Below are 22,054 nucleotides of genomic sequence, written 5' to 3' on the forward strand. Positions count from 1 at the left end.
AAGCTCGCTCTAATGGGTTTGCAGCCAGAAGGTCACCGGACCGTCATTGGTAAGTCTTACCTGCATATCAGCGCCGAAATGACCAGCAGCAGTGGAAGCATGTTTGATGCGAGCCTGACTGACCAGGTATTCAAACAAAGCTTCACCCTGTTCAGGTGGCGCAGCCGGCGTGAAACTGGGCCGCATGCCTTTTCGCGTATCGGCCGGCAAGGTGAACTGTGGAACCAGCAACAGGCCGCCGTGAATCTCTTTCAGCGACAGGTTCATTTTGCCTTGCTCATCACTGAACACCCGGTAGCCCAGTATCCGCTCCAGCAAACGTTCGGCATCGGCTTCAGTGTCGGCTTTTTCAACACCGACAAGCACCAGCAGACCCTGCTGAATTTCTGCCACCTGTTTATTGCCGACATGGACATCGGCATGAGTGACACGTTGTAGCAAGGCAATCATGATAAAACCTCCGCCAGTTCGTCTGTTGCCGACACCAGGGCATCGATAAGTCCGGGTTCGCCCGCGGCATGGCCGGCCAGCGGGACAATACGCAGATCAAGCTGAGGCCAGGCCTGCTTCAATTCCCAGGATTGCTGTATCGGACACACCAGGTCATAGCGGCCGTGAATCACGATGGTAGGGATATGCTGGATGGCGGCGGTGCTGCCGAGAATCGGTCTGTCATCAATAAAACAATGATTCATCGCATAGTGCAACTGAATCAGGGAGTGGGCAAGTGGTCCCGCTGCCTGACTTCGATCCGGTTCGAAGTCATGATCACGCAGCATCACGATGGTGCCTTCCCAGGCATTCAGGGTTTGTGCCGCTGCCAGTTGCACCGCTTCGTCTTCATCCTTCAGTTTATTGAAATAAGCCTGAAGCGGCCGCTGTTGCTGAGACTTGGGCAGATCAGCTACAAGTTGTTGCCAGCGTTCCGGAAACAGGCGGGAGGCGCCGCCTTCAGCATAGACCCAGTCGACATCCTGACTGCGCCCGAGAAACGTGCCCCGCAGGATCATTGACAGCACGTGCTGAGGATAATCCCTGGCATAGCATAAGGCCAGGGTTGCCCCCCAGGAACCGCCGAATAACAGCCATTGACTGATGTCCAGTGTCTGGCGGATGAATTCCATATCGGCAACCAGATAGTCGGTAGTGTTATTTTCCAGTTCACCGGTTGGCGTTGAACGTCCACAGCCGCGCTGGTCGAAGAGTACGATACGGTATTTATCGGGATTGAAATAACTGCGGTGTTGCGGACGACAACCCGAGCCCGGGCCGCCATGCAGAAAAACCACGGGAATGCCCTCGGGGTTACCACATTCTTCGACATAAATCCGGTGCTGACGCCCATCGCTGAGCATTTCCCGGGCAAATTCGTGAGTCTGATAAGGTTCAATTTCCGGATATAGCGTTCGCATTTTTGAGCTCAATTTTCCCTAACGGCCTGCACTATAGCATGCTGCCTCAAATCTTAGGATTGACAGCGGCGCAGAAAGCACCATCTGCTTGTGGTAATTATCGGCCTAATGCGAGAAAATATGCGGTTTACATGGCAAGTCCAATGCGATTTGTCGCAAACCGTGCCATCACGGTGCGATTGATGATTGAAAGGCACAGGAAACAATGAACCTGCACGAATTTCAGGCAAAACAACTCTTTAACCGCTACGGTGTGCCCACGCCGCAGGGGCAGGCGGTCACCGATGCGGCTGAAGCCAGACAGGCGGCAGAACTGCTTGCCGGTGAACGTTGGGTGGTAAAAGCCCAGGTCCACACGGGGGGGCGTGGTAAAGCTGGTGGTGTCAAAGTGGTTGATAGCGTCGACGCTGTTGAATCCGCAGCAAAGGGAATGCTTGGTCAGCGCCTGGTCACCCATCAAACCACGGCGGAGGGTTTACCTGTCAACCAGGTATTGGTGGAAAAGCCTACCGATATTCAGCGTGAAATTTACCTGGCGGTGCTGCTTGACCGCAGCAGCCAGCGGATTGTGTTCATGATTTCCGCCCAGGGCGGGATGGATATTGAAGCGGTCGCAGAACAGGATCCGGATGCCATCCTGAATCTGTATGTCGATCCGATCGTCGGTCTGCAGGGCTATCAATGTCGCCGTGCCGGTTTTTTCCTGGGCCTGACTGGCGTGGCCTTCAAGCAATTACAGCAAGTAATGCAGAATCTGTATCAGCTGTTTACCGAAAATGATGCCAGCCTGGTCGAAGTCAATCCGCTGGTAGTCACGGGAGAAGGGGACCTGCTGGCTGTGGATGCCAAGATTAATCTCGATGATAACGGTCTGTTCCGGCATGCCGATCTGGCGGAGATGTTTGATCCGAGCCAGGAAGATGATGCCGAAGTGGTCGCCCGTGAGTTCGGTCTCAATTATATCTCGCTGGATGGCAATGTCGCCTGTATGGTGAATGGTGCCGGTCTGGCTATGGCGACCATGGATCTGATTCAGAAAGAGGGCGGTGAGCCGGCTAACTTTCTCGATGTCGGAGGCGGTACCACCGCTGAACGCGTTGCGGAAGCTTTCAAACTGATCCTGTCGGATAAAAAGGTGAAATCGATTCTGGTTAATATCTTCGGTGGCATTGTCCGCTGTGATCTGATTGCCGAGGGCATTATTCAGGCCGCTAAGGAAGTGGAATTGTCCTTGCCGGTGGTGGTCAGACTGGAAGGCACCAATGCCGCTATTGGCCGTGAGTTACTGGCAAACAGCCAGATGAGTATTTATGCAGCGCAGGATTTGACTGATGCTGCCAGAAAAGCAGTGGCTGCTGCCCGGGAGTCAAACGCATGAGCATCCTTGTTAACCGTGATACCAAAGTCATTTGTCAGGGCTTTACCGGCAAACAGGGGACTTTCCATTCTGAACAGGCGATTGCCTATGGCACCAACTTTGTTGGTGGCGTGACGCCGGGCAAAGGTGGTCAGAAACATCTGGACCGGCCGGTATTCAATACCGTTCACGAAGCAGTAGCTGAAACCGGTGCCGATGCCACGATGATTTATGTACCGGCGGCGTTTGCCGCCGATGCCATTCTGGAAGCGGCGGATGCCGGTATCAGGGTGATTGCCTGTATCACCGAGGGTATTCCGGTGCTGGATATGCTGCGTGTTAAACATGCCCTCAATAACAAAGACGTTTACCTGATCGGCCCCAACTGTCCGGGCCTGATCACGCCGGGTGAATCCAAAATCGGTATCATGCCGGGCGCCATTCATCAGCCGGGTAAAATCGGTATTGTCTCCCGCTCCGGTACGCTGACTTATGAAGCGGTGCATCAGACCACCCAGAACGGGCTGGGTCAGAGCACCTGTGTCGGTATTGGCGGTGACCCGATTCACGGTATGAACTTTATCGACTGCCTGCAGATGTTTGAGGACGATCCACAGACCGAAGGCATCGTCATGGTCGGTGAAATTGGCGGCAATGCCGAAGAGGACGCCGCGGCATTCATCAAAGACCATGTAAGCAAACCGGTAGTAGCCTATATTGCTGGTCTCACAGCGCCCCCGGGTAAACGTATGGGCCATGCCGGTGCCATTATCAGTGGCGGTAGTGGTACCGCCGAGGCCAAGCTGAAGGCGCTGGAAGCCGCCGGTGCCCGGATTGCACGTTCACCGGCAGAAATAGGTGACTGCATGCTGGCCGCGATGGAAGCCAGATAAATGCAGCCCTTGACGCTGGTGATGGGGCAGGTCAACCCCGTTGTCGGGGATGTGGCCGGTAACGTGATGAAAATCATTACCACGGCCCATAAGGCGCGTGATGAGTTTGGCGCTGATATGGTCATTTATCCCGAACTGACACTGACCGGCTATCCGCCTGAAGATCTGTTGTTGCGCCCAGGTCTGCTCAAACGTGTCAACAAAGCGCTGCAGACGCTAAGGAAACATATTCAGGGCGTGGCGATTGTCATTGGTCATCCCGATGGCGAGGTCAGGAAAGAGCTTTATAACGCCGCTTCGATCATTGATAACGGTGAAATTGTTGGTACCTATTTCAAGCAGAAACTGCCGAATTACAGCGTCTTCGATGAAAAGCGTTATTTTGTCGAGGGCAAAGAAGCCTGTGTGATTGATTTCCGCGGTGTCAAAATCGGTCTGACCCTGTGTGAGGATATCTGGTTTAAAGAGCCAGCCTGCCAGGCGGTCGATGCCGGTGCCGAACTCATCATCAATCTGAATGCCTCGCCATTCCGCAGTGGCAAATGGCAGCTTCGTGAAGCGGAAGTCAGAAAACGGGTGGTCGAAACCTGCGTACCGGTAATCTATGTCAACCAGGTTGGCGGCCAGGATGAACTGGTGTTTGATGGCTGTTCCTTTGTCCTCAATCACCACGGTGACAAAGTGGCCAGAGCCCCGGCTTTTGAATCCGGTCTTTACCCCGTTAGCGTAAGTCGAATGGAAGACGGCAAGCTATCGCTTAAGGGCGAGATGGCTGACAAAGAAGACGAACTGGCGATGATATACAAAGGTCTGGTGATGGGCCTGCGTGACTATATCAACAAGAATCATTTCCCCGGTGTAGTTATCGGCCTGTCAGGTGGTATTGATTCGGCGCTGACCCTGGCACTGGCGGTCGATGCCGTGGGAGCTGATAAAGTCCATGCGGTTATGATGCCGTCACGCTATACCTCCGCGATAAGCCTTGATGATGCCAAGGCTATGGCCGAGCGCCTCAAGGTTCAGTACAGTCTGATTTCAATTGAACCGGTATTTGCTCAATTTCTGGACACTTTATCCACCCAGTTTGCCGGCCTGCCTGCCGATACCACCGAAGAAAACATTCAGGCTCGATGCCGCGGTATTATTCTGATGGCGTTGTCGAATAAATTCGGTTATATGGTGCTGTCGACCGGTAACAAGAGCGAGATGGCGGTGGGCTATTCAACGCTCTATGGCGATATGGCTGGCGGCTATGCGCCGCTCAAGGACGTCTATAAAACCCTGGTGTACCGACTCAGCCGTTACCGTAATGAACGCTCAGCTGTCATTCCCGAACGCATTATCAGCCGTCCGCCTTCAGCGGAGCTCTCAGAAGGACAACTGGATCAGGACAGCCTGCCTCCGTATGAATTGCTGGATGTGATCCTGGAGCGATACATCGCTGATGACAGCTGTTTTGAGGATCTGGTGGAAGAAGGGTACGATGCGGAAGTGGTTGCAAGGGTGATTAAAATGGTAGATCGTAACGAATACAAACGCCGTCAGGCACCACCGGGTATTCGTATCAGCAGCCGGGCCTTCGGCCGTGATCGGCGCTATCCGATCACATCAGGCTACACGGTTACCTCAACAATAGAGTAAGGAATTGCAATGAAGAAAATTGAAGCGATTGTTAAACCTTTCAAACTCGATGATGTTCGTGAGGCGTTGTCCGAAATCGGCGTGACCGGCATGACCGTGACCGAAGTCAAAGGCTTTGGTCGTCAGAAAGGACACACCGAGTTTTACCGCGGTGCGGAATATGTCGTTGATTTTCTGCCTAAGGTCAAACTGGAGATTGTGGTCGCTGATGAAACCGTGGATTCGGTGATTGAGAGTATTACCCAGGCCGCGCATACCGGTCGTATCGGTGATGGCAAAATCTTTGTTACTTCTCTGGAACGTGCGGTAAGAATTCGCACCGGGGAAGAAGGCGAAGAAGCGATTTGAGCTTCAATAATGTCGCGTGCCGGTGACTTCACCGGCACGCTGTAACATCAATCAATCCTGGTTTGACGGACTTCAGCCACACCGGTGTGGCCAGGGTAGTTCAGCTCCAGCACTCTTAATGCATCTTCTGACAGATCAGTCATCCCCATTATCTTGTAGGCTTTGGCCATAACTACCAGTGCCTCAGGCATCGCCGGGGTTCTCGAATAATTTTCAATCACGTACTTGGCACGGTTCGCGGCAGCCAGATAAGCGTCACGGCGCATATAGTAATTGGCGACATTGACTTCATGCTGAGCGAGTCGGTTTCTCAGATAAACGATGCGTTGGGTAGCGTCTTCGGCATAACGGCTGTTGGGATACTGTTTCACCAGGCGGGTGAAATCACGCAAGGCATCTTCTGCTGAGCCGGGATCACGCTGGGATTCATCACGTGGCACATATTTCTCAATCAGACCTATGTCACGGTGGAAGTTGACCAGGCCTCGAAGGTAAATGGCGTAGTCAATATTGGGATTCAAGGGATAAACCCGCATGAACCGGTCCAGTGTGGCAATGGCTGTTTCCGGATCATCGTTTTTGTAATGGGCGTAAGCGGATTCCAGCAAGGCCTGTTGCGCGTACTCACCAAACGGGAAGCGGGCTTCCAACTGCTCGTAGTAGGTGATTGCCGTGGTGTAATCGCCCAGATCCAGCGCTGCCTTGGCTTCTGCGTAGACCCGTTCAACACTCCAGCTTTCATCGGCTTTGATTTCCTCTTTTTCGAAAAAGGAGCAACCGGACAGGGCAAACGCGGCGAGACTTAAAATCAGGGGCAGGTAAAATTTTTTCATCGGCTTAGGGTACGTTAGATAAATGTCCAAGGCAAAAGATAAAACCAGGCTCTAATGTTAGCCCTTTTTGTGCATCAAAGCACGCCTTAAGAGATTATCTATTGATTAGAATCCAGTACAATATGCTTCTTTCATCTTTGTTATCAGGATTAATTAATGCTCCGTCGTCTGTTGTCTATCGCCATTGGCCTGACTCTGTCGGCACCACTCTCTGCGACCACCTTTGAAATCAGTGAGCCCGGTGCCAGTGTCATTGGTCATAACATGGTCCTTTACAGTCGCAGTGAAGATACCCTGCTGGATATTGGCCGCCAGTTTGACCTGGGCTATCGCGACATTACAGACGCCAATCCGGAAGTGGATGCCTGGTTACCCGGTGAGAATACCCCCGTGGTCCTCCCGACCCGTTTCATTCTTCCTGACGCTCCCAAGGAAGGCATTGTCATCAATATTGCCGAGATGCGCCTGTTTTATTACCCCAAAACGGCCACTGGTGAAAAGCAACAGGTTGTTACCCATCCGATTGGTATCGGCCGTGAAGGCTGGGCGACCCCCTTAGGCAGAGCCCGGATCACGCAGAAGATCAAGGATCCTTCATGGACGCCACCTGAATCTATTCGTAAAGAGCATGCTGAAAAAGGTGACCCACTGCCACGCGTGGTACCGGCCGGTCCGGATAATCCCTTGGGTGCTTACGCGATGCGTTTATCTATGCCGGGCTATCTGCTGCACGGCACCAACAAGCCTTATGGCGTTGGGCTGCGGGTCAGCCACGGCTGTATCCGTTTGTTCCCGGAGGATATTGAGAACATGTTCAACATCACACCTAGTAACACCGGCGTGGAAATTGTGTATCAGCCGCACAAAGCCGGTGTGAGAAACGGTCAGCTTTATCTTGAAGCCCATCGCCAGCAGAAAGACGTCGACAGCCGTGAAGGCAATAATATGACGCCTATGGTTAAAGCCATTCTGAATGTCCAGGATAAATTGCCTGCCGATGATCACTGGTCACACGCTGAAACCGTTGTCCGTAAACAGCATGGTCTGGTTAAACCCCTGGGTCAGCAGCAACTCGATATTGTTGAGAACCTATGGTTTCTGCATGCCGGTTTGAATAAGAAAGCGGTGGACAAGGTACGTGCTGCCATCACTACCTTGCGACTGGGCGATCTGTACTGGCCGGTCAGATCCGGTGCCCGTGAAGAAACGCTGATTGGACCGTTCAATACCCAGGAAGAAGCCAGTATTGTGGCTGATGAAATCTCAGCCTCTGCCGGGGTGCCGGTCTGGACAGTGCAGGTGACCAGCGACGCGCTCTAGGGCTTGTTGCTCTTTGCTCTCCGCTTCTGTTGTAGCTGAAAAAGCGTTAATCAAGGCGCGAGGAGAGCGGTTTAGTTGTTCTAAACAAACGACGAGCAACGCCGAGCAGTGATTTTTCAGCGCACCCGAGGGCTGGATCTATTTTCGCGCCTGGCTGCGTTGTACGAAATACTTCCCTGTATTTCGCCGCTTCGCTGTTCAAATGGGTTCCATACCCATTTGTCAATCGCTCATGTAGGATGGCTACACTAAGCTCTTTCTGCCTTGCCAGACACAAAAATAGCCTCCAGCAGGGGGGGATGAAAGATCAACAAGCCCTTGCCACGGAACGAAATTGAAGACAAAAAAAAGCCGGAACAACAGTTCCGGCTTTTTTGCATGCGGCAAATAGATTGTTACTTGCTCATGGCTTTTTCAAACATACGATCAATTTTGGCACAGCATTCTTCAACTGTAGCCATTGCTTCATCAGCAGTTTTCTGGGCATTCATCGCAGCCAGTTCTGCGTCAGTAGCAGTGCGTTGAGCTGTGTCAGCAGTGCTTTGAGCATTGCGGGCAGCAGCAAGAGCAGAGTCAGCAGTTGATTGAGCTGATTCTACAGAGGCTTTCAACGCGTCCATTTCGGCAGTGTTGGCGCAAGCGGTCAACAGAGCCAAAGGCAGGATTACAGCACTCAGTTTTGCTAATGGTTTCATTTTAATCTCCTTGAAAAAGTACCAGTTTAAATGGCAGGCATATTATATTGCGTATTCGCAACATAAAACATACGCTAGCAAGAAATATTTTCACTGTCTATCAAGAGGCGGGCAAAATGCGAACTGTTTCTTCAAAACTGTCTCCCCGCCGCTAAATACTTGCTATAATTACGCCTTTTGAAATGCTCCGGTTTCCTGCCCGGGAATGCCGTCTTTCTAAACCGTTCTGGAAAAATTTGTCTTATGCACCCAATGCTGAATATTGCGATCCGTGCTGCCCGCAATGCAGGCACCTTGATCATGCGATCTTTGCAACATGTTGAACACCTGGAAATCACCACCAAGGGCCGTAATGACTACGTGACAGAGGTTGATCACCTGGTCGAACAAGAGATTATCAAGGTCATCAAAAAAGCCTATCCCGATCATGCGATCATGGCTGAAGAGTCCGGCAACGCCGGTGATAATGACACCGTCTGGATTATCGATCCGCTGGATGGCACGACCAATTTCCTGCACGGATTCCCGCATTTCTGCGTTTCCATCGCTGTTCGTGTCAAAGGCCGGGTCGAGCATGCCGTGGTTTATGACCCACAGCGCGACGAATTGTTTACTGCCAGCCGTGGCGAGGGTGCCAAGCTCAATGACCGCCGGCTGCGAATCAGTAAGCGTCGCGATTTGAAAGGGGCGCTGCTGGCAACGGGCTTTCCGTTTAAGTATCCTCAGCACCATGATAACTACATGGCGAGCTTTGAAGCGCTGTTCAAGCAGGTCGCTGATATCCGCCGCGCCGGCTCGGCGGCTCTCGATTTAGCCTATGTGGCCGCCGGCCGTCTTGACGGTTACTGGGAAATCGGCCTGGAAAACTGGGATCTGGCTGCCGGTCTGCTGCTGGTAGAGGAAGCGGGTGGTCTGGTGACTGACTTCGCCGGTCAGGATAATCTGTTTGATAAAGGCAATATCATCGCCGCCGGTTTCGGCGTTCATAAACTGATGCTGGACGCTGTTAAGCCTCATTTGCAGGAACCACTCAATTAATTCGGACCCTTGCGGGCCTCTTTACACCTGCATGCACCGCATGCACCTACTGAATTCTTTATATGACTGATAACCAACGAGACATTTCCAAACTGCGCAACATTGCGATCATCGCCCACGTTGACCATGGTAAAACCACCCTAGTCGACCAGTTGCTGCGTCAATCCGGTACCTTCGGCGAGCATGAAGAGCTCACCGAACGGGTGATGGACTCCAATGATCTGGAACGTGAGCGCGGTATTACCATTCTTTCCAAAAATACAGCGATTCGCTGGAACGACTATCACATCAATATCGTCGACACGCCGGGACACGCCGACTTCGGTGGTGAAGTCGAGCGGGTATTGTCAATGGTCGACTCGGTACTGTTGCTGGTGGATTCCGCTGAAGGGCCCATGCCACAAACCCGTTTTGTGACTCAGAAAGCACTGGCACTGGGCCTGAAACCGATTGTGGTCATTAACAAAATCGATAAGCCGGCCGCGCGTCCCAACTGGGTGCTGGATCAGACTTTTGATTTGTTTGTAAACCTGGATGCCACAGACGAACAGCTCGACTTTGATGTCATTTATGCTTCCGGTCTGAACGGCTTTGCCAATCTGGATGAAAACGTCCATGAAGGCGATATGACACCCTTATTCGAATTGATTGTCGATAAAGTCAGTCCGCCTGATGTCGATGCAGACGGCCCGTTCCGGATGCAGGTCTCCTCACTGGATTACAACAGTTATGTAGGCGTTATCGGTGTCGGTCGTGTGCAACGTGGCCGGGTAAAAACCAATACCCCGGTGACGGTTGTTGACCGCGAGGGTAATAAACGTAATGGCCGGATTCAGCAGGTCATGGGCTTTATGGGGCTGAAACGTGAAGAAGTGCCCGCAGCGCAGGCCGGCGACATTATTGCTTTCACAGGCCTCGATCCGCTCAATATTTCTGACACGGTCTGTGATCAGAACGCGGTAGAAGCTTTGCCACCTCTGTCTGTGGATGAACCGACTGTGACAATGACCTTCCAGGTCAACAACTCTCCGTTTGCAGGCAAGGATGGTAAATTCATCACCTCCCGCCAAATCAAGGAGCGTCTGGAACGCGAATTGATTCATAACGTGGCACTGCGCGTGGATCAGTCACCAACCGACCCGGACAAGTTCAAAGTCTCCGGCCGGGGTGAGCTGCATCTGTCTGTGCTGATTGAGAATATGCGTCGTGAAGGCTTTGAACTGGGCGTCTCCCGTCCAGAAGTGATTATTCGCGAAATTGATGGCGTAAAACAGGAACCCTTCGAGGCTGTGACGATTGATGTCGAAGATGAGCATCAGGGCACGGTAATGGAGAAAATGGGGGAACGGGGCGCCGAAATGAATAATATGGTGCCGGACGGTAAAGGCCGTGTGCGACTCGACTTTATCATTCCTTCTCGTGGTCTGATTGGTTTTCGTACCGAGTTCCTGACCGCGACTCAGGGTACAGGCCTGATATACAGCGTCTTTGATCATTACGCACCGATGAAACCGGGTAATTACGGTAAACGCATCAATGGCGTATTGATTGCCAATGGCGTTGGTAAGGCGGTAGCTTTCGCCATTTTTAACCTGCAGGAACGTGGCCGGATGTTTATCGGCCATGGTGACGAAGTTTATGAAGGTATGATTATCGGTATTCACTCACGGGATAACGATCTGGTGGTCAATCCGCTCAAGGGTAAACAGCTCACCAATGTTCGTGCATCAGGTAATGACGATGCCGTGACCCTGGTACCGCCGATTCGCATGAGTCTGGAACAGGCGCTGGAATTCATTGCCGATGATGAATTGCTGGAAGTCACGCCCAAGTCATTGCGCCTGCGTAAGAAACTGCTGCTGGAGCACGAACGCAAGCGCGCTTCCCGCGCCTGATCCGGTCCAAACAGCAGACAAAAAAGGGTATCCTAATCACAGGAGCGATGGGTCGCTCCTGTGTCCCTTGTTTTTGAGGTGAAAGATGCGCATTCTGATCTTGCTGGCCATTGGGCTTTTACTCTATATCATCATTGGAAATCTGCTCAGAAAGAGCAAAACGCCCTCCAATACTGCTCCTGGCAGTAGTGAAAGAATGGTCCGCTGTGAACATTGCGGGCTACACATCATCGAAACAGAAGCGCTGGAAGACAATCGCCAGTTTTTCTGCTCCCACGAACACCTAGAGGCCCATCGCCAGTCACGATGAGCGCGGACTCCGCCCGACTGACATTACGTCAGGACCCGGCCACATGGCGGGCTTTGACTGTCTTTGCCGCCTATCGTTTTTTTCTGGCCGGTGTCCTGTTTTTTGTTTTCTACCTGAAACTGCCACCGGAATTTCTGGGTTCGGCTGATCCGCGTTTTTACGCCAGCGTCAGCCAGGTTTACCTGTTGATAGCGCTGATCCTGCTGGTGTTTACGCTAAAACGCTGGGGCTACGTGGATACCCAGATCAAACTGCAACTGGTCATTGATATCATTGTGCTGACCATGTTGATCCATGCCAGTGGTGGCCTCCAGACCGGGCTTGGGTCGCTGCTTTTAGTCGTCGTGGTGGCCGGTGGGGCGCTGGTGCCGGGACGACTGGCCGCTTTTATTGCTGCGATCGCGACGCTGGCGATCCTGCTGGAAGTCAGTTACTCACAAATTGCCGGTGACGGTGCCACGAAATACAGCCAGGCTGGGCTGCTGGGCGCCACATTCTTTGTCACTGCCTGGTTGGCACAGTGGCTGTCGAAGAAAATGCAGACTTCTCAGGTACTGGCGGAAGAAAGGGCGCGTGACGTTGCCAACCTCGCGGTATTGAATCAGCACATTATCAGTCGGTTGCAAATCGGCGTATTGGCATTGGATACGCAGGGCAGTATCAACCTGTTTAATGAGTCAGCACGTTATCTGCTGGGCATTGAGCGCACCGTACCCGGTTTTAGTCTTAAACAGACTGTACCCGTACTGGCTGAGCAAATCTGGCTTTGGCAACATCATAACCCGCAGCCGTTTCAGCCTTTTCAGGCCCGGCCGGATCTGCCTGAAGTCAGAGCCTCGGCGACCAGGCTCGATAGTGGTGAAACCCTGATTTATATTGAAAACACCTCAGCGATGGCGCAGCAGGCGCAGCAGCTTAAACTGGCATCCTTGGGTCGACTGACAGCCAGTATTGCGCATGAAATCCGTAATCCCCTTGGCGCTATCAGTCATGCCGGTGAGTTGCTGGCAGAACAGCAAAGCCAGGATGAAGGAATGAAAACACTGACGGGCATCATTCAGCGTCACAGTCAGCGGGTAAACAACATTATTGAGACGATTCTGCAGATGAGTCGCCGTAAAACCGTGGAACCGGCAACGGTGGTGCTGGCAACCTGGATGGATCGTTTTATTAATGAGTTTCGCGAGCTTAAGGGCGCGACTGAAACAGATATTGAGCTCAAGATAGAGTCGCCCCTGGCCAAAGTGGCGATGGATCCGGAACAGCTACATCAGGTTATGTGGAACTTGCTGGAGAACGCCTGGCATTATTCAGAACCTAGTCAATCTGCACCCCGGGTAAGTGTACGTTTGGCCGAAGCTGAAGGTGAAATCGTGCTGGATGTCAGTGATAACGGCCCCGGCGTTTCTCGGGAGGTGCAGGCGCATTTGTTCGAACCATTTCACTCTCAGCGGCAAGGTGGCACCGGGCTGGGCTTATATCTGGCACGTGAACTTTGTCAGGCTAACGGTGCGAGACTGAGCTTTCTGCCCGATGAGTTGCAAAGCAGTCGTTTTCGTATAAGCTTCCCGGGTGAATGGCAGGAATATCTCGCATGACAAACCGACAAGCTAAACAGGCGCTGGTGATTGATGATGAACCGGATATCCTGGAACTGCTGACCATGACGCTGTCCGGGATGTCGATTGATTGTGTCACCGCTGAAAATCTGGCCCAGGCACATGAAGCGCTGAAGCGGCACAAATTCGATTTGTGTTTCACCGATATGCGTTTGCCTGACGGCAATGGGCTGGATTTTGTCAAAACACTTCAGAAGCACTGGCCGGAACTGCCCGTGGCGGTCATTACCGCTCACGGTAATGTTGATCATGCCGTCGAAGCACTGAAATCAGGCGCTTTTGATTTTGTCTCCAAACCGCTAAAACTGAGAATGCTCCGTGATTTGGTTGAGTCGGCACTGAAATTGTCACCGGATCGTCCGCAGCAACGTGAGCGACGCTCACGAGACAAACTGCTCGGCGATACCGATCCCATTCGTGCACTGCGCGGCAAGATCACCAAGCTGGCGCGAAGCCAGGCACCGGTTTACATCACAGGCGAATCAGGCACCGGTAAAGAACTGGTGGCGAGATTGATCCACGAGTTGGGAGCGCGAAGTGACGGACCGTTTGTCCCTATTAACTGCGGTGCCATCCCTGCAGAATTGGTGGAAAGCGAATTTTTCGGACATAAAAAAGGCGCTTTTACCGGCGCGGTCGCTGATAAACAGGGCCTGTTCCAGGCGGCTGAAGGGGGCACTTTATTTCTGGATGAAGTGGCTGATCTGCCACTGATGATGCAGGTCAAATTGCTGCGTGCGATTCAGGAGAAAGCGGTGAGACCGGTGGGCGGCCACGAAGAGGTCAATGTCGATGTCCGTATACTGTCGGCAACTCATAAAAACCTGGCTGCATGCGTGCGGGATGGCAGTTTCCGCGAGGATTTGTTTTATCGCCTCAATGTCATTGAGCTGAAAGTACCGCCATTACGTGAACGCCAGGCTGATATTCCGCTGCTGGCTGAACATATTCTGGCTTTGCTGGCCAGAAAGAACCATCTGAGCAAACCGCTTATCAGCCAGGCGGCGATGGCAAAACTACAGTCCTATGCTTTTCCCGGTAATGTCCGCGAGCTGGAGAATATTCTGGAGCGTGCGCTGACCTGGGCCGATAGCGATATCATTGAAGTTGATGACTTGATGTTGCCGGAGCATCCATCCATGTCAGTCATGCAGGCGCCTGTTTCAGCTGAACCCGGTGAACCTTTGCCACAGGATCTTGAGTCCTGTCTGGAGGATCAGGAGCGGCAACTGATCATGCAGGCCCTGGAAGCGACCCGATGGAACAGAACCGCCGCGGCAAAGAAGCTGGGAATTACCTTCCGCGCGCTGCGTTACAAACTGAAGAAACTCGAGCTGGATTAAGCGGAGTCCGATGCCGTTGCCAGCGGGGTCAGTGATTCGATCTGCTGGTCGCCAATCATAGCGGTTTTACCGACAGCAGATAGTTTCATACTCAACTGGCAGACGATAGTCTCCTCATCGCTGAACTGCGACTGCACCACATGCCCAAGCGTCTCTCCACCAGCATCAGTCACTGCGCTGTTAATTCCCGGCAGTGTATTGGCATGGAGCTGTCCCAGAAATAGCCTGCGGCTGGGGGAACCAAGATAGTGCAAGCGCGCGACGACCTCCTGACCCGGATAACAGCCTTTTTTAAAGCTGACACCGCCGGCCAGATCCAGATTGATCTGTTGTGGCGTAAATGCTTCTTTGCTCTCAGCAAAGACCATCGGCAGACCGGCCTCAATGTCCAGGCGCTGCCATAGAGACGCCGGCGCGATTTGCCAGTCCTGTTGCAACCAGTGAGTCAGCGCTTCAATATTTTTGTCATCTGCAATGAGTAATGACCGGCTTGTCTCACCAGGCTGACGGATAATCAGGCCTTCTTCGATGCGCTGACCTTGCCAGACTTCAGTTGAGCCGGGTTCGCTACCTGGATGAACCAGGCCCAGTACATGACTGTTCTCCAGCAGGCTGATTTCAACCTTGCTGCGCAACTTGAACATAGTAAGACGCTGGCTGATAGTCTCAGCGAGTTCGGCCGGCAGCACAATCAGATAATCATCCTGACGCCGCACCAGCTGAAAAATCGCCAGCAACCGGCCTTTCGGGTTGCAAAAACCGCTTAATTGCGACTGGTTAAGCTGCAAGGCGTTGACATCATTAGTCAGCAGGTTCTGCAGAAAGCTTTTGGCTTCTTCGCCTGCGACCTGAATAAGGCGCCAGCCGCTCAGAGGGATAATGCTGTTACCGTCAGTCATTGAGGTAGATTGAGATTGTTGCTCGATTAATTTTTGCCAGCTCATAATGAATCAGATCAGAAAAATAACAATGCTCTATTCTAACGACTGGCTGGCATGGAAAACAGGGATGAATAAAGAGGGTATTCAGGGATGAAGCTGATGATGGGACGCTCTAGATTGATTATGGCTTATTTGCTGCTGATACATTTATCGGCTTTACTGTTGATCAATCTGACGGGATTAGGCATCGGATTCGAGATTTTTATCTCGTTACTGATCATTGTCAGTCTGCTTTACTACAGTCGCTTATACGGCTGGATCGGTCAGCAAAATCAGATCACGGTTTTGTGGGTTGATGATGACGGATTCTGGTTTATGGCGGATAAAATGGGCAGCCAGCAAGGGCCAATGCAGCTCACAAGCAGTGTGCTGCTGGGGCCGGTAATTGCAATCTATTTCAAGCCTTTAAGCGGCTTGCTCGGTAAATCAGTACTTATTCCTGAAGATGCCGTTAAGCCGGACGACTGGCGTCGGCTTCATGTCAGGCTGCGTGATCCTGAATCCTGGGATTGATTATGGTTTCCTGTGGCGGCCTGGTGTTATCCGTTTCCGGATAGTCCAGTGTGTAGTGCAGACCGCGACTCTCTTTTCGCATCAGGGCAGAAGAAATGATGAGTTCGGCGACATCGGCCAGGTTACGCAGCTCCAGCAGGTCACTGCTGATATGGTGCTTAGCGTAATAGTCCCTGATTTCCTGCTTCAGCAGCATTAACCGTTGGCGGGCTTTGTTAAGCCGGTGTGTGGAACGGACAATACCGACATAGTCCCACATGAAACGACGTAACTCGTCCCAGTTATGACTGATTGATATGGCTTCTTTAGCCGGCTCCACCTGGCTGGCATCCCAAGGCGGAATATTGGCCGTGACAGGCTTCAGTACCTGCTGCTTGATGTCGTCTGCCGCCGCACGGGCGAAGACCAGGCATTCCAGTAATGAGTTACTGGCCATCCGGTTGGCACCGTGCAGACCAGTGTGAGCGGTTTCACCGATCGCATACAGACCGGGAATATCAGTTCGGCCATGCAGGTCGGTCATGACGCCACCACAGGTATAGTGCGCAGCCGGCACCACGGGCACCGGCTCACGGGTCATATCAATACCATAGGCCAGACAGCGTTCATAAATCGTCGGAAAGTGACTTTTTATAAACTCCGCCGGCTGATGTGAAATATCAAGATAAACACAGTCATGACCCAGCCGTTTCATCTCATGGTCTATCGCTCTGGCAACGACATCACGCGGGGCCAGTTCTGCCTGGGGATGGAAGCGAGGCATAAAACGTTCCCCATTGGCTAAAAGCAGGCGGGCGCCTTCACCACGCAGCGCCTCGCTGATCAAAAAAGACTTGGCTTTAGGATGGAACAGGCAGGTGGGATGGAACTGTACAAATTCCATATTGGCCACCCGGCAGCCGGCACGCCAGCCCATAGCGATGCCATCGCCGGTGGAGACATCCGGATTACTGGTGTAGAGATAAACCTTTCCGGCACCGCCTGTCGCCAACACCGTGACAGGTGCCAGAAAAGTTTTGGTCTCGTCATTTTTTATGTCCAGTACATAGCAACCCAGAGAGCGGTTGGGAGACTGCCTGAGTTGTTTGTTGCTGGTGATGAGATCGATACCGATATGATAGGGAAACAGCGTAATATTGGGATGTGCTTTTGCCTTTGCTAACAGGGTGGTTTCCACTTCACGACCCGTGGCATCAGCCGAGTGGATAATCCGTCGATGGCTGTGACCGCCTTCCTGGGTAAGATGGTAGGTTTCTGCCGTCATACCATCACGGGTAAAAGAGACACCCTGCTCAATCAGCCATTCGATATTTTCGCGGGCATGTTCTACGGTATAACGAACAGCTTGTTCGTTACAAAGGCCAGCACCGGCGCGCAGTGTGTCGTCGATATGAGACTGAATAGAGTCCGTCTTGTCGAGCACCACAGAAATGCCACCCTGGGCATATAGCGAGGCGCCCTCATCAAGTTGCCCTTTCGAAATCACTGCGACGCTGGCCTGGTCCGCCATGTGCAGGGCGAGTGTCAGTCCGGCCGTGCCGCTGCCGATTATCAGAATGTCAAAATGTTCAGTTGTGGTCATAGGGCTCGATACAGGTACAATAGGTTGGATTTTATTTTGCACACAATACGGAACAAAGTTAAATCGACATGGTCAATCAAGCAGAATTTAAAAGCGTGCACTGGCGTGTCGATAATAGCCGGAAGATAGGATGAATGCAGATCAAGAGCTAGTACGACGCGTACAGGCAGGGGATAAAAAAGCGTTTGACCTGTTGATTATGAAATATCAACAGCGGATTATCCATGTGATTACCGGATTTGTGCATGACCCGGTAGAAGCCATGGATGTCGCTCAGGAAGCGTTTATCAAGGCATATCGCGCTTTGCCGGGGTTCAGGGGGGATAGTGCTTTTTATACATGGCTGTATCGCATCGCTATCAATACCTCTAAAAACTACCTGACAGCCGCGTCACGTCGGCCGCCGGTGACCGATGTTGATGCCATGGATGCAACAATTTATTACGATGCACCGGAGTTGAAGGAATTTGAGACGCCTGAAAACAGTCTCATGAGTGATGAGTTGCAGCAGGCAATTCATGATGCGATTCAGGATTTACCTGAAGACACGGCGACGGCTATCAAACTGCGGGAGTTTGACGGCCTGAGCTATGAGGAAATTGCGCAGGCAATGGATTGTCCTATAGGTACAGTACGATCTCGTATCTTTCGCGCCAGAGAGGCAATAGATAAGCAGGTCAGAGCAGTGATGGGTGGAGAGGAACAACAATGACAGCCAAGCAACATGAATTACTGTCAGCATTTGTCGATGGTGAACTGAACTCGCAGGAGCTGGACGAGCTGCTGGCGCTGATGAGCACAAATGACAATGCCAGGGCAGATTATCAAAGATATCAACTTTCCAGTGACGTTTTACGGGGGTATACCAATCGCAGCCAACCTGTCGATTTGACGGCCCGTATCAGTGCGGCACTGGCCGATGAACCGGTACATCAGTTAAACGGGCATGAAACTAAAAAAGCCAGCGTATTGAAGCTGCCGGACTGGTTCTGGAAGCAAACTGCGGGTCTGGCGGCTGCCGCTTCAATCGGCGCACTGGCTGTTGTCGGTGTATTGAATCAGCCACAAACAGCAGTCACGCCGGAACTGGCTCAGGCTGACGCCGTGCAGACACAAACCGCAGTGGCTGCGTCACCGAATCGCTGGACGGTGGGCGAGCAGGAAGTAGAAGATCGCCTGAATAATTACCTGGTTGATCACAACGAGTACGCTGGTGCATCCGGCCTGTTTTCCTATGCCCGTGTCGTTTCTTACGGCGAGGAGTAAAGTCTGATGCGTTTTCTGCTTCACGTCCTGCTGGGCCTCAGTCTCAGTTTGCCGGTCGCTGTGCCGGCTGCCGATAATGATGAGGCGCTGAAGATGCTGGAACGCATGACCGAGGCAGCCAAGACGCTGACGTATGAAGGCGTCTTTGCCTATCAGTCCGGTAGAAACATGCAGTCTATTCGTATCTATCATCGTGCCGATGCCCGTGGCGAGCTTGAGCGTCTGATTTCTCTCAATGGTGCTGCCCGCGAGGTGATCCGGAGCAATGACATGGTGACCTGCATCAATCCGGATGGTAAGCAGGTCAACGTTAGTCGGCGTCCGCTCGGCCGGGGCTTTCCCAGCGATTTACCCCGCAGACTGAATTCGGCCACGCCTTATTACGATGTCAATCTGGGGGAGAAAGACCGCATTGCCGGCCGCAAGGCTCATGAACTGGTCATTACGCCGGTGGATCAATATCGCTACGGATACCGCCTCTGGGTCGATACGGATACCTATCTTTTGCTGAAATCGGAGCTGGTGGGCACCGATGGCGATGTACTGGAAACCTTCACCTTTTCTTCGATCAACACTGATGTGCACATTCCCGAGCACAAATTCCAGTCGCAAATGGCAGGTGAGGAAATGACCTGGCATCGCAGTGAGCCGGAACAACCAATTGATACAGCAAGCCACAGTAAAACGAATAACTGGCAGCCAGCCTGGTTGCCGGCTGGCTTTTCTCAAGTTGCCTATCAGACCCGACTCAGAGCCAATAATGGGGCTGATGTCGAACAGCGTGTCTACAGTGACGGTCTGAGTTCCGTTTCCATCTTCATTGAAAAGATCCGGGCCCGTCATAGTCATCTGCGCGGCGGCTCTCATGTCGGTGCCATTAACGCTTTCGGTACCATCATGCAGGCGCATTTTGTCACTGTTGTCGGTGAAGTGCCTGCGCAAACCGTGGAGAAAATCGGTAACAGTATTTCCTTTGCGGACAGCAGGCAATGATTGAACAAAAAGCCACGGTGATCAGCCGGGACGGCAAACTGGTCTGGGTTGAAGCTGAACGCCAATCGACCTGCGGGCAGTGTCAGGCAAGGAAAGGCTGTGGCACAGGCTTGCTTGCTAAGCACGTTGGCCGGCGTTTCTCCCGTTTGGCCGTCAACACCGACCTGGATTTGAAAGTTGGTCAAGAGGTCATGGTTTCTATTCCTGAACAGGCTTTGCTCAGCGGCGCGATGCTGATGTATTTGTTGCCATTGAGCGGTCTGTTTGGTGCGGCGATGCTGACAAGAATGATCGGCGGGGGGGAACTGGCTCAAATTACGGCTGGTCTACTAGGACTGTGTGCCGGCTTTTTCTGGGTCAAACGCCAGATGACTGATAACAATCCCGGCATCCGTGTTCAAACAAGAGAGGAATACCAATGAGATATACCAAAACCTGGACAGCAGTGATGATGCTGACGGCTTGGTTGATGCTGAGCTTCAATGTGCAAGCTCGTGCCTTGCCTGAATTCACCGAACTGGTAGCTGAAAACGGCGATGCGGTCGTTAATATCAGTACCCGTAATAAAGTGGATCAGACCGCAAGCTCCATGTTGCCACCGGGTATGGAAATTCCTGAGGGCTCGAGTATTGACGAGTTCTTCAAGAAATTTTTTGACGGTATGCCAGGCATGCCACCCGGCGGTATGCCTTCACCGAGAGAAAGCGAATCTCTGGGCTCGGGTTTCGTACTGTCATCTGACGGATATATTCTGACCAACCATCATGTTATCAGGGATGCGGAAGAAATCATCGTCCGTTTCAGCGATCGCACTGAACTGGAAGCCAAGCTCCTGGGTAGCGACGAACGCAGTGATGTGGCGCTGCTGAAAGTGGAAGCCACTGGCCTCAAATCGGTTAAACTGGGTGACTCCAATGAGCTGCAGGTGGGCGAATGGGTACTGGCTATCGGTTCACCCTTCGGCTTTGATTACTCTGCCACTGCCGGTATCGTCAGTGCGCTGGGACGCAGCCTCCCAAGTGACAGTTATGTACCGTTCATTCAAACAGATGTGGCGATCAATCCGGGTAATTCCGGCGGTCCACTCTTCAATCTTGATGGCGAAGTCATTGGCATCAACTCCCAAATCTACAGCCGCACTGGTGGCTTTATGGGCGTATCGTTTGCCATTCCGATTGATACCGTGATGAATGTGGTCGCACAAATCAAAGATCAGGGCTATGTCAGCCGTGGCTGGCTCGGTGTGGTGATTCAGGATGTAACCCGTGAACTGGCCGAGTCCTTTGGTCTCGACAAACCAAAAGGCGCGCTGGTATCTCGTGTTGTTTCTGACAGCCCCGCAGCTGAAGCTGGTTTCAAAGCGGGCGATGTCATTCTCGAATTTGATGGAAAAGAAGTTGAAACTTCATCTGATCTGCCGCCAATTGTTGGCCGCACCATGGTCGGTAAAGAAGTAGACGTTATCGTCATGCGTGACAATAAACGCACCACACTGGGCGTCACCATTGAAGAACTGCCTGAGGATGAGGAACTGGCCGCGACAGGCAGTAAACCGGGCCGTTTTGTTGCGCAAAATCTGTCACTGGAAGTGGCCGAAATCAGACCTGAACAACGTGAAAAACTGGATGTTGAGTCAGGCGGTGTTATGGTCATGAAAGTCGAAAAAGGCCCCGCAATTAATGCAGGCATTCGTCCGGGAGATGTGATTCTGAGCCTCAACAATGTTGAAATCAAAGATGCACATCAGTTTGTTGAAGTAGCGAAGGAACTGCCGGCGGGTAAACCTATCCCGGTGCTGGTCCAACGCTCAGGACAGTCACAATTCCTGGCCTTGAAAATCGAAAAGTAAATAAGCATTTCTCTCGCTCAGAAGCAGCTGACCGGTCTATCCGCTCAGCTGCTTTTTTTTGTGCGTGAGTTAAGTGTTTATTTTTGCCGTCAGAACTTTTACCATAAATGTGAATCATTCGTATTTGAATAGTCTGAAACAGGGATGAAATTTGGGTAAAAAAGCACACATTCTGATCATTGAAGACGATACTAAACTGAGCGACC

22 protein-coding genes are annotated in these 22,054 nt (G+C 52.2%); 16 read left to right on the forward strand and 6 right to left on the reverse strand.

Translation table 11 applies throughout. From position 1 onward, the window contains the following. Positions 1-9: 9 nt before the first annotated feature. The gene (dtd, locus tag FH755_RS12210) at positions 10-450 is read right to left on the reverse strand and encodes a D-aminoacyl-tRNA deacylase (RefSeq protein WP_292441396.1); all 441 of its coding nucleotides are present in this window, start codon (positions 448-450) and stop codon (positions 10-12) included. Beyond that, the gene (pip, locus tag FH755_RS12215; RefSeq protein WP_292441397.1) at positions 447-1,412 is read right to left on the reverse strand and encodes a prolyl aminopeptidase; all 966 of its coding nucleotides are present in this window, start codon (positions 1,410-1,412) and stop codon (positions 447-449) included. The genes dtd and pip overlap by 4 nt, the downstream gene beginning before the upstream one ends. Before the next feature lie 205 nt (positions 1,413-1,617). On the opposite strand from pip, the gene sucC reads away from it, so the two are divergent. From sucC to FH755_RS12235, 4 genes are read left to right on the forward strand one after another with little or no spacing between them, the layout of a single operon-like run. After that, a complete protein-coding gene (sucC, locus tag FH755_RS12220; RefSeq protein ID WP_292441398.1) occupies positions 1,618-2,790 on the forward strand; it encodes an ADP-forming succinate--CoA ligase subunit beta in 1,173 nt (390 codons plus the stop codon). Then, positions 2,787-3,662 carry a succinate--CoA ligase subunit alpha gene (gene sucD, locus FH755_RS12225; protein WP_292441399.1) on the forward strand — a complete coding sequence of 292 codons (876 nt, stop codon included), beginning with the start codon at positions 2,787-2,789 and terminating at the stop codon, positions 3,660-3,662. The genes sucC and sucD overlap by 4 nt, the downstream gene beginning before the upstream one ends. Next, on the forward strand, positions 3,663-5,303 hold the full coding sequence (locus FH755_RS12230; RefSeq protein WP_292441400.1) for an NAD+ synthase: 1,641 nt from the start codon (positions 3,663-3,665) through the stop codon (positions 5,301-5,303). 9 nt (positions 5,304-5,312) lie between these two features. Continuing rightward, positions 5,313-5,651, forward strand: coding sequence for a P-II family nitrogen regulator (locus FH755_RS12235; protein ID WP_266238435.1), 339 nt, complete (start codon positions 5,313-5,315; stop codon positions 5,649-5,651). Positions 5,652-5,698: 47 nt separating this feature from the next. Here FH755_RS12235 and FH755_RS12240 read toward each other — a convergent pair whose 3' ends face one another. Beyond that, complete coding sequence (locus FH755_RS12240; protein ID WP_292441401.1) at positions 5,699-6,484, reverse strand: outer membrane protein assembly factor BamD; 786 nt, start codon at positions 6,482-6,484, stop codon at positions 5,699-5,701. 156 nt (positions 6,485-6,640) lie between these two features. Here FH755_RS12240 and FH755_RS12245 point away from each other — a divergent pair, with 156 nt between their 5' ends. Further along, on the forward strand, positions 6,641-7,804 hold the full coding sequence (locus FH755_RS12245) for a L,D-transpeptidase family protein (protein ID WP_292441402.1): 1,164 nt from the start codon (positions 6,641-6,643) through the stop codon (positions 7,802-7,804). 395 nt (positions 7,805-8,199) lie between these two features. Here the strand turns inward: FH755_RS12245 and FH755_RS12250 are convergent, their stop codons facing one another. Then, positions 8,200-8,499, reverse strand: a complete 300-nt coding sequence (locus FH755_RS12250) for an Lpp/OprI family alanine-zipper lipoprotein (protein ID WP_292441403.1) — start codon at positions 8,497-8,499, stop codon at positions 8,200-8,202. Positions 8,500-8,742: 243 nt separating this feature from the next. Between FH755_RS12250 and suhB the strand changes: the two genes are divergently transcribed. From suhB to FH755_RS12275, 5 genes are all read left to right on the forward strand, one after another. Next, positions 8,743-9,537 carry an inositol-1-monophosphatase gene (gene suhB, locus FH755_RS12255; protein WP_292441404.1) on the forward strand — a complete coding sequence of 265 codons (795 nt, stop codon included), beginning with the start codon at positions 8,743-8,745 and terminating at the stop codon, positions 9,535-9,537. 62 nt (positions 9,538-9,599) lie between these two features. Next, a complete protein-coding gene (gene typA, locus FH755_RS12260) occupies positions 9,600-11,432 on the forward strand; it encodes a translational GTPase TypA (protein WP_292441405.1) in 1,833 nt (610 codons plus the stop codon). A gap of 85 nt (positions 11,433-11,517) precedes the next feature. Next, positions 11,518-11,742 (forward strand): PP0621 family protein, encoded by a 225-nt coding sequence (locus FH755_RS12265; protein WP_292441406.1) that lies wholly within the window; start codon positions 11,518-11,520, stop codon positions 11,740-11,742. Next, complete coding sequence (locus FH755_RS12270; protein WP_292441407.1) at positions 11,739-13,340, forward strand: ATP-binding protein; 1,602 nt, start codon at positions 11,739-11,741, stop codon at positions 13,338-13,340. Before FH755_RS12265 ends, FH755_RS12270 begins: the two co-directional genes overlap by 4 nt. Continuing rightward, a complete protein-coding gene (locus FH755_RS12275; protein ID WP_292441408.1) occupies positions 13,337-14,704 on the forward strand; it encodes a sigma-54 dependent transcriptional regulator in 1,368 nt (455 codons plus the stop codon). The genes FH755_RS12270 and FH755_RS12275 overlap by 4 nt, the downstream gene beginning before the upstream one ends. Here FH755_RS12275 and FH755_RS12280 read toward each other — a convergent pair. Then, positions 14,701-15,648, reverse strand: a complete 948-nt coding sequence (locus tag FH755_RS12280; protein ID WP_292441409.1) for a hypothetical protein — start codon at positions 15,646-15,648, stop codon at positions 14,701-14,703. The two genes, FH755_RS12275 and FH755_RS12280, sit on opposite strands and share 4 nt — an antisense overlap. A gap of 120 nt (positions 15,649-15,768) precedes the next feature. On the opposite strand from FH755_RS12280, the gene FH755_RS12285 reads away from it, so the two are divergent. After that, complete coding sequence (locus FH755_RS12285) at positions 15,769-16,158, forward strand: protein YgfX (RefSeq protein ID WP_292441410.1); 390 nt, start codon at positions 15,769-15,771, stop codon at positions 16,156-16,158. On the opposite strand, the gene nadB is transcribed toward FH755_RS12285, so the two are convergent. Next, positions 16,127-17,740 carry an L-aspartate oxidase gene (nadB, locus tag FH755_RS12290; RefSeq protein WP_292441411.1) on the reverse strand — a complete coding sequence of 538 codons (1,614 nt, stop codon included), beginning with the start codon at positions 17,738-17,740 and terminating at the stop codon, positions 16,127-16,129. The two genes, FH755_RS12285 and nadB, sit on opposite strands and share 32 nt — an antisense overlap. Positions 17,741-17,870: 130 nt before the next feature. Here nadB and rpoE point away from each other — a divergent pair, with 130 nt between their 5' ends. From rpoE to FH755_RS12315, 5 genes are read left to right on the forward strand one after another with little or no spacing between them, the layout of a single operon-like run. Further along, the gene (rpoE, locus tag FH755_RS12295) at positions 17,871-18,452 is read left to right on the forward strand and encodes an RNA polymerase sigma factor RpoE (RefSeq protein ID WP_292441412.1); all 582 of its coding nucleotides are present in this window, start codon (positions 17,871-17,873) and stop codon (positions 18,450-18,452) included. Beyond that, positions 18,449-19,006: a sigma-E factor negative regulatory protein gene (locus FH755_RS12300; protein ID WP_292441413.1), complete on the forward strand. Its 558-nt coding sequence runs from the start codon at positions 18,449-18,451 to the stop codon at positions 19,004-19,006. The genes rpoE and FH755_RS12300 overlap by 4 nt, the downstream gene beginning before the upstream one ends. Positions 19,007-19,012: 6 nt before the next feature. Then, positions 19,013-19,999 carry a MucB/RseB C-terminal domain-containing protein gene (locus tag FH755_RS12305; RefSeq protein WP_292441414.1) on the forward strand — a complete coding sequence of 329 codons (987 nt, stop codon included), beginning with the start codon at positions 19,013-19,015 and terminating at the stop codon, positions 19,997-19,999. Beyond that, entirely contained in the window at positions 19,996-20,421 is a 426-nt protein-coding gene (locus FH755_RS12310) for a SoxR reducing system RseC family protein (RefSeq protein WP_292441415.1), read from the forward strand. The genes FH755_RS12305 and FH755_RS12310 overlap by 4 nt, the downstream gene beginning before the upstream one ends. Then, positions 20,418-21,848, forward strand: coding sequence for a DegQ family serine endoprotease (locus FH755_RS12315; RefSeq protein ID WP_292441416.1), 1,431 nt, complete (start codon positions 20,418-20,420; stop codon positions 21,846-21,848). Before FH755_RS12310 ends, FH755_RS12315 begins: the two co-directional genes overlap by 4 nt. Positions 21,849-22,054: the final 206 nt, after the last annotated feature.

Origin of the sequence: Methylophaga sp. (assembly GCF_009711715.1) — a bacterium.
In the GTDB taxonomy this organism is placed as follows: Bacteria; Pseudomonadota; Gammaproteobacteria; order Nitrosococcales; family Methylophagaceae; genus Methylophaga.

Coding starts and splice junctions, on each gene's coding strand:
- dtd (WP_292441396.1), bottom strand. CDS start 450: ATGATTGCCTTGCTACAACGTGTCACTCATGCCGATGTCCATGTCGGC.
- pip (WP_292441397.1), bottom strand. CDS start 1,412: ATGCGAACGCTATATCCGGAAATTGAACCTTATCAGACTCACGAATTT.
- sucC (WP_292441398.1), top strand. CDS start 1,618: ATGAACCTGCACGAATTTCAGGCAAAACAACTCTTTAACCGCTACGGT.
- sucD (WP_292441399.1), top strand. CDS start 2,787: ATGAGCATCCTTGTTAACCGTGATACCAAAGTCATTTGTCAGGGCTTT.
- FH755_RS12230 (WP_292441400.1), top strand. CDS start 3,663: ATGCAGCCCTTGACGCTGGTGATGGGGCAGGTCAACCCCGTTGTCGGG.
- FH755_RS12235 (WP_266238435.1), top strand. CDS start 5,313: ATGAAGAAAATTGAAGCGATTGTTAAACCTTTCAAACTCGATGATGTT.
- FH755_RS12240 (WP_292441401.1), bottom strand. CDS start 6,484: ATGAAAAAATTTTACCTGCCCCTGATTTTAAGTCTCGCCGCGTTTGCC.
- FH755_RS12245 (WP_292441402.1), top strand. CDS start 6,641: ATGCTCCGTCGTCTGTTGTCTATCGCCATTGGCCTGACTCTGTCGGCA.
- FH755_RS12250 (WP_292441403.1), bottom strand. CDS start 8,499: ATGAAACCATTAGCAAAACTGAGTGCTGTAATCCTGCCTTTGGCTCTG.
- suhB (WP_292441404.1), top strand. CDS start 8,743: ATGCACCCAATGCTGAATATTGCGATCCGTGCTGCCCGCAATGCAGGC.
- typA (WP_292441405.1), top strand. CDS start 9,600: ATGACTGATAACCAACGAGACATTTCCAAACTGCGCAACATTGCGATC.
- FH755_RS12265 (WP_292441406.1), top strand. CDS start 11,518: ATGCGCATTCTGATCTTGCTGGCCATTGGGCTTTTACTCTATATCATC.
- FH755_RS12270 (WP_292441407.1), top strand. CDS start 11,739: ATGAGCGCGGACTCCGCCCGACTGACATTACGTCAGGACCCGGCCACA.
- FH755_RS12275 (WP_292441408.1), top strand. CDS start 13,337: ATGACAAACCGACAAGCTAAACAGGCGCTGGTGATTGATGATGAACCG.
- FH755_RS12280 (WP_292441409.1), bottom strand. CDS start 15,648: ATGAGCTGGCAAAAATTAATCGAGCAACAATCTCAATCTACCTCAATG.
- FH755_RS12285 (WP_292441410.1), top strand. CDS start 15,769: ATGGCTTATTTGCTGCTGATACATTTATCGGCTTTACTGTTGATCAAT.
- nadB (WP_292441411.1), bottom strand. CDS start 17,740: ATGACCACAACTGAACATTTTGACATTCTGATAATCGGCAGCGGCACG.
- rpoE (WP_292441412.1), top strand. CDS start 17,871: ATGAATGCAGATCAAGAGCTAGTACGACGCGTACAGGCAGGGGATAAA.
- FH755_RS12300 (WP_292441413.1), top strand. CDS start 18,449: ATGACAGCCAAGCAACATGAATTACTGTCAGCATTTGTCGATGGTGAA.
- FH755_RS12305 (WP_292441414.1), top strand. CDS start 19,013: ATGCGTTTTCTGCTTCACGTCCTGCTGGGCCTCAGTCTCAGTTTGCCG.
- FH755_RS12310 (WP_292441415.1), top strand. CDS start 19,996: ATGATTGAACAAAAAGCCACGGTGATCAGCCGGGACGGCAAACTGGTC.
- FH755_RS12315 (WP_292441416.1), top strand. CDS start 20,418: ATGAGATATACCAAAACCTGGACAGCAGTGATGATGCTGACGGCTTGG.